At 69.8% G+C, this 13,335-nt stretch carries 12 protein-coding genes; 5 read left to right on the top strand and 7 right to left on the bottom strand.

What is annotated here, in order from left to right:
* The first annotated feature begins 94 nt into the window (after positions 1-94).
* Both tdh and ABD115_RS03125 read left to right on the top strand, forming a co-directional pair.
* Entirely contained in the window at positions 95-1,138 is a 1,044-nt protein-coding gene (gene tdh, locus ABD115_RS03130; RefSeq protein ID WP_343958108.1) for an L-threonine 3-dehydrogenase, read from the top strand.
* Positions 1,138-2,322, top strand: coding sequence for a glycine C-acetyltransferase (locus tag ABD115_RS03125; protein WP_343958106.1), 1,185 nt, complete (start codon positions 1,138-1,140; stop codon positions 2,320-2,322). Before tdh ends, ABD115_RS03125 begins: the two co-directional genes overlap by 1 nt.
* 122 nt (positions 2,323-2,444) lie before the next feature.
* Here the strand turns inward: ABD115_RS03125 and ABD115_RS03120 are convergent, their stop codons facing one another.
* Complete coding sequence (locus ABD115_RS03120) at positions 2,445-3,047, bottom strand: TetR/AcrR family transcriptional regulator (protein WP_343958104.1); 603 nt, start codon at positions 3,045-3,047, stop codon at positions 2,445-2,447.
* Between the two features lie 74 nt (positions 3,048-3,121).
* On the opposite strand from ABD115_RS03120, the gene ABD115_RS03115 reads away from it, so the two are divergent.
* Entirely contained in the window at positions 3,122-4,099 is a 978-nt protein-coding gene (locus tag ABD115_RS03115; protein WP_343958102.1) for a DMT family transporter, read from the top strand.
* Positions 4,100-4,155: 56 nt separating this feature from the next.
* On the opposite strand, the gene ABD115_RS03110 is transcribed toward ABD115_RS03115, so the two are convergent.
* The 4 genes from ABD115_RS03110 to ABD115_RS03095 all read right to left on the bottom strand — a co-directional run bounded on the left by ABD115_RS03110 (position 4,156) and on the right by ABD115_RS03095 (position 6,847).
* Positions 4,156-5,010, bottom strand: a complete 855-nt coding sequence (locus tag ABD115_RS03110; RefSeq protein WP_343958100.1) for a LysR family transcriptional regulator substrate-binding protein — start codon at positions 5,008-5,010, stop codon at positions 4,156-4,158.
* 11 nt (positions 5,011-5,021) lie between these two features.
* On the bottom strand, positions 5,022-5,360 hold the full coding sequence (locus ABD115_RS03105) for an MGMT family protein (protein WP_343958098.1): 339 nt from the start codon (positions 5,358-5,360) through the stop codon (positions 5,022-5,024).
* A 55-nt stretch (positions 5,361-5,415) separates the two neighbouring features.
* On the bottom strand, positions 5,416-6,147 hold the full coding sequence (locus ABD115_RS03100; protein ID WP_343958096.1) for a VIT1/CCC1 transporter family protein: 732 nt from the start codon (positions 6,145-6,147) through the stop codon (positions 5,416-5,418).
* A gap of 178 nt (positions 6,148-6,325) precedes the next feature.
* Entirely contained in the window at positions 6,326-6,847 is a 522-nt protein-coding gene (locus ABD115_RS03095; protein ID WP_343958094.1) for an Rv3235 family protein, read from the bottom strand.
* 230 nt (positions 6,848-7,077) lie between these two features.
* Between ABD115_RS03095 and ABD115_RS03090 the strand changes: the two genes are divergently transcribed.
* Positions 7,078-8,586 (top strand): sensor histidine kinase, encoded by a 1,509-nt coding sequence (locus ABD115_RS03090; protein ID WP_343958092.1) that lies wholly within the window; start codon positions 7,078-7,080, stop codon positions 8,584-8,586.
* Positions 8,587-8,914: 328 nt separating this feature from the next.
* Here ABD115_RS03090 and ABD115_RS03085 read toward each other — a convergent pair whose 3' ends face one another.
* Together ABD115_RS03085 and ABD115_RS03080 are read right to left on the bottom strand one after the other, a co-directional pair.
* Positions 8,915-9,577 (bottom strand): hypothetical protein, encoded by a 663-nt coding sequence (locus ABD115_RS03085; protein WP_343958090.1) that lies wholly within the window; start codon positions 9,575-9,577, stop codon positions 8,915-8,917.
* The gene (locus ABD115_RS03080; protein ID WP_343958088.1) at positions 9,574-11,430 is read right to left on the bottom strand and encodes a PspC domain-containing protein; all 1,857 of its coding nucleotides are present in this window, start codon (positions 11,428-11,430) and stop codon (positions 9,574-9,576) included. The genes ABD115_RS03085 and ABD115_RS03080 overlap by 4 nt, the downstream gene beginning before the upstream one ends.
* Before the next feature lie 114 nt (positions 11,431-11,544).
* Here ABD115_RS03080 and ABD115_RS03075 point away from each other — a divergent pair, with 114 nt between their 5' ends.
* A complete protein-coding gene (locus ABD115_RS03075) occupies positions 11,545-13,287 on the top strand; it encodes an ATP-binding protein (protein ID WP_343958086.1) in 1,743 nt (580 codons plus the stop codon).
* Positions 13,288-13,335 lie beyond the last annotated feature (48 nt).

The following is a 13,335-nucleotide window of genomic DNA, read 5'->3' as shown; positions in this document are numbered from 1 at the left end:
GCGAGTCTGTCGACACAACTATTTAGCTCTAGCTTAATCAAATCTGAAGAAAGATGATCTTGTTCTGAAGTATTTTTCGTGGCGAAATAGCTCTATGCGAGCACTTACGAAGCCGGAGCCGGGCCCCGGGCTTACTCTCACCGAGGTCGCGGATCCGCACTGCGGCCCCGACGACGTCGTCATCCGCGTGCTGCGCACCGGCATCTGCGGCACCGACCTGCACATTCTCGAGTGGGATGCCTGGGCGGCGAGCAACATCGCCACCCCGCTCATTCCCGGCCACGAGTTCTACGGCGAGGTCGTGGAGATCGGCAGCGGCGTCTGCGACGTGCGCGTCGGCGACCGCGTCTCGGGCGAGGGCCACATCGTCTGCGGCACCTGCCGCAACTGCCGCGCGGGCCGCCGCCAAATGTGCATCCGCACGAAGGGGCTCGGCCTGCACCGCAACGGCGCATTTGCCGAGTACCTGTCGCTGCCGGCGAGCAACGTCTGGGTGCACTCCGACACGATCTCGCCCGAGCTCGGCGCGATCTTTGACCCGCTCGGCAACGCCGTGCACACCGCGCTCGCGTTTCCGCTCGTTGGCGAAGACGTGCTCGTGAGCGGCTGCGGCCCGATCGGGCTCATGTCGGTCGCCGTCGCCCGCCACGTCGGCGCCCGCTACGTCGTCGCGACCGACATCAGCGACGCGCGGCTCGAACTCGCGCGCGGGCTCGGCGCGCACGCCACGGTGAACGTCGCGCGCGAGTCGATTCGCGATGCGCAGACGCAGCTCGGCATGCGCGAGGGCTTTGACATCGGGTTCGAGATGAGCGGCGCGAGCCAGGCGCTTCCCGGCATGCTCGAGAACATGAACCACGGTGGGCGCATCGCGATGCTCGGGCTGCCGACAGAGGAGTTCGCGATCGACTGGGCGAAGGTCGTGACCCACATGATCACCCTCAAGGGCATCTACGGGCGCGAAATGTTCGAGACCTGGAACGCGATGGCTGCGATGCTTGAAACCAGCGAGCAGCTGCGCGACCGAATCACCTCGGTGATCGCTGAGACCATCCCGGCCCGCGACTGGGAGCAGGGATTCGCGGCCGCGAAATCGGCCACCACCGGCAAGATCATCCTCGACTGGACGGAACTGTAATGTACGGAGCATTCAAAGCACACCTCGGCGAGCAGCTCGCAGAGATCGAGGGCGCAGGCCTGTTCAAGCGCGAGCGCGGTATTGCCGGGCCACAGGGCCCCGAAATCACCGTCGGCGATAGCCAGGTGCTGAACTTCTGCGCGAACAACTACCTCGGCCTCGCGGACCACCCGGCGATCGTCGCCGCGGCGCACAGCGCGCTCGACGAGTGGGGCTACGGCCTCGCGAGCGTGCGCTTCATCTGCGGCACGCAAGACCAGCATCTCGAGCTCGAATCGCGCCTGTCTTCGTTTCTTGGCACCGAAGAGACGATTCTCTTTGCCTCGTGCTTCGACGCGAACGGCGGCGTCTTCGAGACGCTGTTCGGGGCCGAAGACGCGATCATCTCTGACGCGCTGAACCACGCCTCGCTCATCGACGGCATTCGGCTCTCGAAGGCGCGCCGCTACCGCTACGCGAACTGCGACATGGCCGAGCTCGAGGCCCGGCTGCAGGAGGCCGCTGACGCCCGCTTCCGCGTGATCGTTACCGACGGCGTGTTCTCGATGGACGGCTTCGTTGCCCCGCTCGAGGCGATCTGCGACCTCGCCGATAAGTACGACGCGCTCGTGCTCGTCGACGATTCGCACGCGGTTGGGTTCATGGGCGAGACCGGTGCCGGTACCCCGGAGCTCTGCGGGGTGGCGGATCGCGTCGACATCCTCACCGGCACACTCGGCAAGGCCCTCGGGGGTGCATCTGGCGGCTACGTTTCGGGGCACGGTGAGATCGTGCAGCTGCTGCGCCAGCGTGCCAGGCCGTACCTCTTCTCGAACACGCTTGCGCCCACGATTGTCGCGGGATCGCTCGCGGCCCTCGACCTCGTCGAGCAGGCCGGCGACGCCCGCGTGCGGCTGCAAGAGAACGCGCAGCTGTTCCGGTCGCTCATGGCAGAGGCTGGCTTCGAGCTGCTGCCCGGCAACCACCCGATCGTGCCAGTGATGTTCGGCGACGCGGCGGTGACGGCCCAGGTCGCCGCCGAGCTGCAGCGCCTCGGCGTGTTCGTGACGGCGTTCAGCTTCCCGGTGGTGCCCCGCGGCGAGGCGCGCATTCGCGTGCAGCTGTCTGCGGCGCACACCGAGGAGCAGATTCGCGCGTGCGTCGCCGCGTTTGTCACGGCGACTGGGGCGGTGCAGCCGGCATAGCTGGATCGGGTGTTTCGCGTGGGGTGGGCGCTTTGTGCTGGGTGGGCGCGGGCTGAGTAGCTTGGAGGCCGTGACCGCGGTGCCCGGCTGGGTGCCGCGCCCGTGGCGCTTGCCACTGCGGGCTATTCGGCGACTGCGACCCCTGCGAGCAGCCCGGCGGCGAGGCCGCGCGCTGTCTGCACCCAGGCGTCGGTGCCCTCGAGCCCAGACTTTGCCATTGACCCCTCAAGCAGCAGCGCGAGGTGGGCGGCAAGCTGCACGGGGTCGCCGCCCGCCGCCGCCCCAGTGAGCTCGCTGAGATGCGCGGTGAGGATCGCCTGCACCTCGTCTTTGTGTGCCCGCACGGCGGCGCGGCCCGGGTGGCCGACCGGCAGCTCGGCCGCGGCGTTCAGGAGCCCGCAGCCGCGCCAGCCGTCGCGGTAGTTCCCGTTCGCGTGGTCGGCGTAGGCGTCGAAGACGGCGAGCACACGCTCCGCGGGAGACGTTGCGGCCACGAGCCTGCCTCGGTAAAGCGCGAGCCATTCGTCGTGCCGCTCGGTGAGGTATGCGGCAACGAGCGCGTCTTTTGAGTCGAAGCTGTTGTACAGGCTCTGTTTCGCGACTCCGGCCGCCGCGATGATCGTGTCGATGCCGGTGCTGCTCACGCCGGTTGCGTAGAACTCCTCGTGGGCGGCGCGCAGCAGTCGGTCGCGGGCCGGCAGACGTTTTGTGGGGGCGTCGCTCACTGCATACTCCAAGGGTTCGGCGTGTCTCGCACAAGCATATCAAATTAGACATATCGGTCTACTAGGCTGGGGGAATGCGCTCCAACACCCCCACCCGCCCCGGCCTCGGGGTGCTGCTCGTGCTGCTCGCTTCGCTCCTGTGGGGAACCACGGGAACCGCGGCGACCTTCGCTCCCGAAGTGGGGCCGCTCGCGATCGGCGCAGCGGCGCTCGGCGTCGGCGGGTTGTTGCAGGCCGTCGTCGCGGGGCGAGGGCTCGTCAGGGCCCTTCCGCTGCTCCGGCCGCGGTGGCGCCTGGTGCTGTTGGGCGGCCTTGCGGTGTTCGCCTACCCGCTCGCGTTCTACAGCAGCATGCACACGGCAGGGGTCACGATCGGCACGGTGGTGTCGCTCGGCTCGGCGCCGGTCTTTGCCGCGCTGCTCGATTGGGCTGTCGACCGTCGGCGCCCCTCGCGCCGGTGGCTTGTCGCCGCCCTGCTCGGTCTGCTGGGAATGGGGGTGCTCAGCGTGTTTGGGGGCCACGGTGGCCCCGCGGCCGGCGGATCCGCGGCGGCAAACGCCATCGCAAGCCCCGCGGGCGACACCCTCGCGGGGGCGGGAGGCACCGGCCAAATTGGGCTCGGGGTCGCGCTCGGGCTACTTGCCGGAGTGAGCTACGCCGGCTACGCGTGGGCGGCGCACCGGCTGATCGGCCCCGGCGTCGACTCGCGCGTGGCGATGGGGGCCGTGTTTGGTCTCGGCGGGCTGTTGCTGATGCCCGTGCTCGTGGCGACGGGAGGGCCCCTGCTGAGCTCGTGGCGCGCCTTCGGCGTTGGCGCCTACATGGCGCTCGTGCCGATGTTTCTCGGGTACGTGCTGTTCGGGCTCGCGCTGCGCCACATCGACGCGACGAGCGCGACAGTGCTCACGCTGTCGGAGCCCGTGATCGCAGCGGGGTTCGCCGCGGTGATTGTTGGCGAGCGGCTCGCGGGCGGCGGCGTCGTTGGAGTTGTGCTCATCGGAGCGAGCCTGGTGCTGTTCGCGCTGCCGGCTAACCGGTCGCGGCCGCGGTAGGGGCCCGAGTCGCCCGAATCGCCGAGAGGCCACAGCAGCCGGAGGGGCCACCGCTGCTACTTGCGCTTCGCCCGGCGGCGCTCGGCCTTCTCTCGCTCGCGCTTCTCGGTCGCGGCCTGAAGCTGTGCGCCGCGGGAGTTCGGCTTCAGTTTGGGTTTCGCCTTCGCAGGCTGCTGCCGTTTCTGCGCCTTGGCGGCCTGCGCGGCTTCGGTCGCCCTGGTGTGATCAGCGCCTCGCGAGGAGCGGGCAGTGCGGCCGCGCAGCACGCCGGCGAGCTGCTGCATATCTGCGGCGTCGCGATCCACCAGCCACGTCGCCCAGATCGTCGCGCCAGCAATCGGCTCCGTGACCCGGATCACCGCGTGCGCTTGCTTGTCGGTAATGTGCCTCGCGAGCGGCGCGGGCAGGAGCACGCCGCCGAGCCCGGTCGCCACGAGCTGCAGTGTGGCGCGCGGGTTCGCGGGCATCCATGCCGGGTCTTCCCACGGGTCGGCGGCAGGCCACTGGGGTGAGTGGTCGGGGTGATCAAGCAGGCGGATCGCCGCGAGGTCTGCGAGCGCCACCGATTCCTCGCTCGCAAGCTCGTGATCCTTGGGCAGCACGAGTGCGACAGCCTCATCGTAGAGTTTGAGCGCGTGCCGTGCGCCGGTCGGTCGGGCAGACGATGCGCCCGGTGCACTCGGGTCTGCACTCTGCGCGCACCCCGCCGGCTCGAGCCCGGGGGCCGTGCGCTCAAGGACCATGTCGAACTCGTCGGAGTTGCCAGGGCGCCCGTAGGGCTTGGCAAACGGAACGATGGTGAGTGCCTGCTCGGGCGACACCGCTTGCCACCTGCGCACCCACTTGCTCGGCGCGATACCGCGGGTGAAGCCGAGGGTGAGCTCTGGCAACTGGGGAGTCTCATTGTTCATATCAGTCTCATTCACAGCATCACGTCGGCATAGATCTCGTGGGTGTACGGCAGCCGGGCTGACGACAGCGCGATGCGGTAGTGGTCGGCAGACTCGACGTGCCTGAGCGGCGTGCCCTCTGCTTGGTAGTGCGGGTACGCGAGCCGGGCGTGGCCCTGCGGCGGCAGCCCACTTGCCGGAACGACGCGCCACCACGTGGTCGCGTGGCCGAACAGCGCCATCACGCGGCCCACGGCGCGGGGAGCCTCCGAGCCTACGGCGATGCCAACATCGCCGTAGGTCATCACGCTCCCGGAAGGGATGCGTTCGACCACGGCGAGCACGGCTTCGGTGAAATCGGCGTCTGGCACGAGACAAGCCTACGCCCGAGTGAGCGAGTACGACTGCGCGGGAGGCGAACCTGGGCTAGATGCTCGAGACTCCCAGGAGCATGCCGATTGTGTAGGTTGCCGCGACGGCGATGCCGCCGAACAGCAGCTGTCGGCCGGCGCCAGCGAGCCAGTTGCGGCGGGTTGTGCGTGCGGCGAGGGCACCGGCGAGTAGCAGGCCGACGCCGCCGAAGGCAAGCCCCACCCAGAGGTTGCCGAAGCCGAACACGAACGGAATGATCGGCACGAACGCGCCAACGCCGAACGAGAGCAGCGACGAAAACGCCGCCACCCACGGCGAGGGGCGATCGTCGAGGTTCAGGCCGAGCTCGTGGGCGAGGTGCACCCGCACCGCGCTCTCGGAGTTTGCGTGCACCTGCGCCGCGGCGACGTCGGCGGTGTCTGCGTGCATGCCAAGCCTCGCGAACAGCGCAGAGAGCTCTGCCTGTTCGCCGACGGGGTTGCGCGAGTGAGCCTCACGCTCGGTGATGACCTCGGCGTCGAGCTGCTCGTTGGCCGTGCGCACCGACGTGTACTCGCCGAGCGCCATGGAGATAGCGCCCGCGATCAGGCCCGAGATGCCGGTGATCGCGACGATGGTGTTCGAGGCACCAGCCGCCGCAATTCCGGCGATGAGGCCGATGTTTGAGACGAGCCCATCCATCGCGCCGAAGACGGTTGCGCGCAACCAGCCAGACGAGACGTCGGTGTGACGATGGTCGTACTCGTGCGGCCGGGAGATATCGCGGGGCTCAGACAGGGTGGTCACGCGGTCCTTTCGCGGTGGGTGGATCGAGCCGACTAGCTCGGCGCCGCAGCCGGAGGCCGAGCGCGTAAAAGCCAACGCTAACAGGCATTTTGTGTGAGGGAGAAGCCCTTTTGCGACCTCGATCCGCCGATCAATCGGGCTTCGGCACAGCGAACTTTGGTGACCGCCCAGCCGAGCTTCACAGCACAGTGACCGAGGTCGCCTGCCAACGCTGTCGAATCAGCTCGAAGCGCAGTGCGACGGCCCGCGCCCTGCCGGCAGCGGTGAGCACTACCGCGGCCTCCGCTACAACGTGCCCCGGTTGCATCGCGCGCACCCGGCGCACGGTCGGCACGACCCGGCGTTCATCGCGATACAGCGAGCGCCGTTCGATGTTGAGGCGTCGCAGTTCGGCGAGTTCGCTGGCGACGCTCTCGGTGATCCACCGCCCGAGCTGCGCGATCTGGCGGGTTCCCTCGACCGCCTCGAACGCGAACACGGCGACCGCGCCGATGACCCGGGCATCGAGATGCTCCTCCGGTTCTGCGATGGGCGGTGGCGCGGCGAGCTCCGGCGGTGCGGTGCCCGGCGGTGCGGTGCCCGGCGGTGCGGTGCCCGGCGGCGCATCGACCAGCGGAGCGGCGGGAACGGCGCGCAACCCGGGGAGGTTCGTGACCGGAACTGGAAGGGGCTGGGAAGAGGAGAGGAGTGGCGCACCCATGGCGTGGCTTTCTGTGTGAGATCTGCATGCCCGCGACCCCCTACGCGGCCGAACTTGGAACCTTAGGGTACGGGCGAGGCGCAATGGGCAGTCAAGAGGCGCATGGGCGGCGGTGGTTTACTTCCCGGTGAGAGAGGGCCCGGTGTCGGCGGGCGTCGCGCTCACGCACGAGTCGCCCGACAGCAGTGTTTGTGCGCTCTCCGCAAGCCGCGATCCTCTAGGCTTAGGGCGTGGCGACCCTTCGAAATCTTGCAACGAAGTACTCGGATCTAACGGAAGAGGAGCTCGAGTGGCTTGAACTACTCGCGCTCGACCTGCCGTTGCTCGCAGACGTTGCGCTCAGCGACATTGTGCTCTGGGTGCCGTCAGAGAACGGCGACTACCTCGCCGTCGCGCACAGCCGGCCGGCCGGGTACATTACGCTGTTCTACCGCGACGTAATCGGCGACTTCTTGCGCCCCGAGTGGCGCGAGGTCGTCGAGCAGGCGCTCGAGACGGGCAAGCCGGCCGCCTCGACGTCGCCCGCGTGGTACGAAGAGAACCCGATGAAGCTGACGGCGTACTCGATCAGTCGACGCGACAGCCAGGGGAAGGTCTTTGGCCCCTTCGCGGTTGCAACGGTGCACACGAGCGCGCACGATACGCAGCACGCCTCGCGCATCGCAGCTGCGTTCATGGAGGTCGCGAGCGACCTGCTCGGCATGATTCAGACCGGCGCCTTCCCTAACCCAGGCGGCATGGGGGGCCAGCAGGGCGCTCCGCGGGCAACCGACGGCCTCATTCGCGTCAACCTCGAGGGCATCGCAACGTTCGTGAGCCCGAACACGCAGACCACGTTCACGATGCTCGGGTACCGCGACGAGATCGAAGACCAGAACTTCTCTGAGGTGCTCTCCGAGGTGCTCAAGGGCCAGTTCGACACCAACGAGTCGCTTCCGCTCATTAGCCAGGGCAAGGTCGCCAAGCGCACGGAGATCTTCGCGCGCGGGCTCTCGGTCGCGATGCGCTCAATTCCGGTGTATCGCGACGGCGAGCGCGTCGGCGGCGTGATTCTTACCCGCGATGTGAGCGAGCTGCGCCAGCAGGCACAGGAGCTCATCACGAAAGACGCGACGATTCGCGAGATTCACCACCGCGTGAAAAATAACCTGCAGACCGTTGCCTCGCTGCTGCGGGTGCAGGCGCGCCGGGCGCGCAGCGAGGAGGCGAAGCAGGTGCTCGGCCAGGCGATGCGTCGCGTTGCCGCGATCGCCGTGGTGCACGACACGCTGTCGACGGGTCTCGCGCAGATCGTCGACTTCGACGTCGTCTTCGAGCGGGTGCTTGGCCTCGCGGCCGAGGTCGCGAGCCTGCACGGCACCACGGTGCACCCGCGCAAGGAGGGTGAGTTCGGGGAGCTGCCGTCGGAGTATGCGACGCCGCTCGCGCTGGCACTCACCGAGATTGTGACGAACGCGGTCGAACACGGGCTCGCTGGCCGCGAGGGCGAGGTGTTTATCCGGGCGGATCGCACGCCCGAGCGCCTCGCCGTCGAGGTCGTCGACACCGGCACTGGCCTGCCGGGTGGCACCGTCGGCGATGGGCTCGGAACGCAGATCGTGCGCACCCTCATCGAGGGCGAGCTCGGTGGGTCGATTCAGTGGGGCGCCGATGTTGCTGGCGGCACCCGCGTTGCCATCGACATTCCGCTGCACTGGCTCGCAGCGCAGACGAGGCCGATCCCGAAGGTCGAGCGCTAGCGGGTCGGCGCCCGGCGCGGGGCGGCTGGCGCGGGGCGGCGGCTGGCGCGGGGCGGCGGCTGGCGCGGGGCGGCTGGCGCGGGGCGGCTGGCGGGCACTGGCGCGCACTGGTGGCCCGTGGCCGTGAGCCCTCGCGTTGCCTCCGAGACAGACCCCTGTTTCGGTGTGCAAGGGGGTGTGCTCGGAGGCAAGCGCGGGGCTCGAGGCACTGGGGCCTGGGGTCTGGGGCCTGGGGTCTGGGGCCTGGGGCCTGGGGCCTGGGGCACTGGGGCAAAGGCAAAGGCAAAGGCAAAGCCAGAGGTAGTAGCCGGGGACACCGGCGCATGGGCTAGCGTTTGTCGCGGGAGCTCCGCACGAGCACGGCGATGCCGACGCCGAGCAGCAGCGTACCGAGGCCGAGGATCGTCGTGATGAGCCACGCGGTCGGATCGATCGACCCGCCAGCTGTACTCACCGCGACGTAGGCGCAGAACATCAAGATCAGCGAGCCCCACACGATCGGACTCGTACGCGGCCGCGGTTTGCGCAGCGCGGGTGCCGCTCCGGCGCTTCCGGTTGCTCCGGCGCTTCCGGTTGCTCCGGCGCTTCCGGTTGCTCCGGCGCTTCCCGCTGCTGGTGACGCTGGTGCGGTTGCACCGCTCGCGGCTCCGGGCCCCGGGTACGCCGCGGCGGGTGCAGCGTCGGCAGTGGGCGGCGTCGAGCCAGCCTGCGCCGAGTCAGCCTGCGCCGCGCGAGCGAACGCCGAGTCAGCTAGCGCCGAGTCAGCTAGTGCCGAGTCAGCTAGTGCCGAGTCAGTTAGCGCCGCGGTCGGTCGGGTCGAGTCTGGCAGGGCCGAGTCTGGCAGGGCCGAGTCTGGCAGGGCCGAGTCAGCTAGCGCCGCGGTCGGTTGTGCCGAGTCTGGCAGGGCCGCGGTCGGCACCGCCGTGGTAGGTGCCGCCACCTTGTCGGAGCTTGTGGCAGCTTCAGGGGCGGGTGTCTGCTCGGTGCTCATCGTGCGAGCTCCTTCTCTAGCTGTGCGATCTCGTCGCGGGTGAACTCAAGCGTATTCTGCAGGCGCTGCTCGCGCACGTCGCTGAGCCCTGGCTGATCCAGCTCGCTGCGCAGCTCGTCCTGTTCCGCTCGCAGCTCGTCGAGCTCCTCACGCAGCTCTTCGCGCAACTCGTCGCGCGACTCGGCGTCGCGCGCAGCGGCATCGTCCAATCCCGAGCTCGAGCGCGCGCCCGTGCGCGGCGCATCTTCGATTCGCACGCTGCCGGCGAGCATGTACACGGTGACCCGCGTTGCCTCTTCGCTCGGGTCGTCGCGGGTGTCGATGGTGCGAATCAGGATCGGCCCGCCGGCCGTCGAGGGGTCGTCGCTCACGCGTGAGGCATCGACCGAGCCAGCGAGCAGGCGAACCGAAAGCACCACTGGGGCGTGCTCGGGGAGCGTGATCACGGAGCGCCCCGCGCCGTGCCAGACGTCGAGCCGGTCAGGGCCCGCGGCATCGTCGAGCTCCGTGAGATCAAGGTCGGTCGTGCCGGCGATGAGCACCGTGCTCGGTGCGGTGGTCGACACCTGCACGACTCCGAAGGGCTGGAAGCGGGTGCCCGCCGGGAGCACCGAGCTGAAGAGCAGTGCGAGCACTCCGACGAAGGCGAGAAACCCCACCCACCCGGTGTTGCGGCCGCGAATGCCGGCGACGATGAGCGAGATCGCAAGCACCCCGGTCGCGCCGAGCAGGGCCGCGGTCAGCACCGTGTTCCCCTCGAGCTGCAGATCCCACGCGATGAGCGCGGCGCCGCCCGCGGCGAGCAGTGCGATTGCGAGGGTGATGACCACGTGTGCGGCTCCGAGCCGCATCATGTCGTGCTGCTGCGCGTAGCGGGCGCTCCACTCGTCGGCCTGCTTACCGACGTCTTCGCCCCATCTCGCGGCCTTTTCGCTGACGCGATCGGCGCCGTCTGAGAGGCGCTGGGCCCAGTCTTGCTGCGGCGCGTTTGGCGCGGTTGGCGCGGACGGCGCGGTTGGCGCGGACGGCGCGGACGGCGCAGTGGGGGCAGCCTGCTGCCACTGCGAGGCCCCCGGCTCCACGGAGGATTGCGCCGTGGTCGTGGCCGCGTCGGCAGGAACGGCGCTCGCCGCCGGCGCGGGGTGGGCGGCGTACCCGGGGGCCTCGAACGCGTGCGGGGCAGTGGTGCCCGGCGCCGCGTAATGGGGGCCGGTGAACGCGTGCGGGGCGGATCCCGGGGTGTTCCCAGCCGCACCGCCTGCACCGCTAACACCGCCTGTACCGCCTGCGCTCCCCGTGCCGCCGGCCGTTGACTCATCGCGCACCTTACGCCCGTGTTCGAGCACGAGCCTGCTGATAAGGAAGCCGGCGAGCGCGAGCACGGCGATCCACACGATGACGGAGATCGTTGTGGAGAGCCAGTCGGGCAGGCCGAACACGTTCCACACGCCCCACCCGCCGAGCGTCGTCAGGCCGAGCACCCTGAAAGACACGGGGAAGACGACGAAGACGCCGACCGCGACGGTGGCGACTACCGCCGCGGCCCCTGCTCGCCCCCGAAATACTTCCTCCAGGTGAATGCGGCCGCCCTGGTCGGGCAGCAGCAGCCAGCCGACGAGGTAGAGCACGATACCCGGGCCGCCGAGCACGGCGAGCACGATGAAGATGCCGCGCACGATGATCGGGTCGATCCCAGCCCGCTGCGCGATGCCGCCGGCGACTCCGGCGAACCAGCGGTCGCCGCCGCGGCCGATGCCGAGGCCACGAATCCAGGCGAAGAAGCCTGCGCCGAACGGTGCGTTCTGGGGCGGGCCGCTCGGGGCGGCACCTGGGGGAGGAGGGGTGTGGTTCATACTTCGAGTGTGCCCCGGCGTCGGGGCCCTCGGCTATGAGGGTTCACCCTGAGGTCACCCTGGTTCGCCCCCGACGGGGCTGTGCAGGTGTGGCGCGGGTGCTTTGATAGAGACATGTCCACTACACACCCGCCGCGCGGCCCGCTCACGCGCTCTCCCTCCGAGCGCCTGCTCGCCGGGGTCTGCGGGGGGCTCGCCGAGCACCTGCGCGTGCCGGTCATCGCCGTGCGGGTGACGATGCTCGCGCTTGCGCTCGCCGGTGGCGCTGGGGTGATGCTCTATCTCTGGCTGTGGGGTACGGTTCCGCTCGCCGACGCGGCCTCGCCGGTCGCGCCGATGCGGCGCGCGCTGACGCGCGAGGCCCAAACGCCAAGCGTTGCACCGCCGCGGGTGGGCCAGGGGAGCGCCGCCGCGCGGAGCGCGGCACCCCGAGGAACGGCACTGTTTGGCACTGCAGCGCAGAGCGCAGCGGCGCCAAGTACAGCTGCGCCCGGCGCAGCAGCGTCAGGCGCAGCCGGATCAGACGCGGGAGGGCCCGGAAGAGCGGCGCCAGGTACCGCTCCGCTCTCGGAGGCCGCGCATCCGAGCGCCGTGCACCCGCCCGCCGCGCATCCGAGCGGCATGCAAGCAAACCCTGTCCACTCAGGCGCACGGACGCCCGCTGCCGCCGCTGCGGAGCCCGCCGCACTGCCTGCTGCGGAGCCCGCCGCACTGCCTGCTGCGGAGCCCTCCGCACGAACCGCAGTTGCGGGCGGCGCCGGCGGTGGCAATCGTGCTGCTGCTGCTGCTGCTGCTGCTGCTGTGGCCCCGGCGCCCACGCGCGAGCCGCACGGCCCGACGAGCGGCGCCGACGGCGATGATGCAGCGCGCCCCCGCACGCGGTGGCCGGTCGCCGAGCTCCTGCTCGGCGCCTGCCTGTTGCTCGTCGGGGTGCTGCTCGTCGTGCAGCGCCTCGGCGTTGAGCTCAGGCTCTCGGTGATACTGCCCGGCCTTGCGGTGCTCGTTGGCGTCGGGCTCACATGGTGGCAGATCGCCGACAGGAACCGGCCAGACACGAACTCGGTGCCTCGGGTGCTCGGAGCGCTCGCCCTCGTCGCCGTCGGCATACTGATGTTCTTCGTGACCGCAGAAGACCCCAACGTCTGGACGGTGATCGCCGCTGCACTCGCCGCATTGGCCGGGGTCGCCCTTGCAATCGCGCCGTGGCTGCTGCGGCTCAACCGCGAGCTCATTGCCGAGCGCGCCGGCCGCGAGCGCGAGGCTGAGCGCGCGGAGATCGCCGCGCACCTGCACGACTCCGTGCTGCAGACGCTCGCGCTGATTCAGCAGCGATCGGCCCCGGGCAGCGAGGTCGCGCGCCTCGCGCGCGGGCAGGAGCGCGAGCTGCGGGAATGGCTGTTTCGCGCAGCAGACGGCGGCTCCGCTGCCCCGAGGGAGACCGCACTCGAGGAGCTCCGGGCGCACGCGGCGACCCTCGAGAACGCGCACGCCGTGCGCTTCGAAACCGTCGGCGTCGGCGCAGAGGTGCAGGTGCCAGAGCCCATCGTTGCGGCGGCTCGCGAGGCGATGCTCAACGCCGCCCAGCACGCGGGCGGCGAGGTGACCGTCTATGCGGAGGTGACCCCCGACAGGGTCTCGATCGACATTACCGACCGCGGCCCAGGCCTCGACCCCGAGCGGCTGCCCGAGGGGCGCATGGGGGTCAGGGAGTCAATTCTCGGCCGTATGAGTCGGGCTGGCGGAACTGCGAAGATTGTCCCGGGCCCCGGCGGCAACGGGACCTCGGTGCGGCTCGAGCTGCCGCGCGAGCCGAAACACGATGCCGCGAGCGACGCGGGGACAGGAGCAACGCTGTGAGCGAGAACTCAGTGGGTACCGAGGGTGAAGGCCCACAGGCCGCAGCAG

Source organism: Leucobacter albus (assembly GCF_039528015.1).
GTDB lineage: Bacteria > Actinomycetota > Actinomycetes > Actinomycetales > Microbacteriaceae > Leucobacter > Leucobacter albus.
The sequence above is the reverse complement of the archived record's forward strand: the minus strand, read 5'-3'. Positions and strand labels throughout refer to the sequence as shown.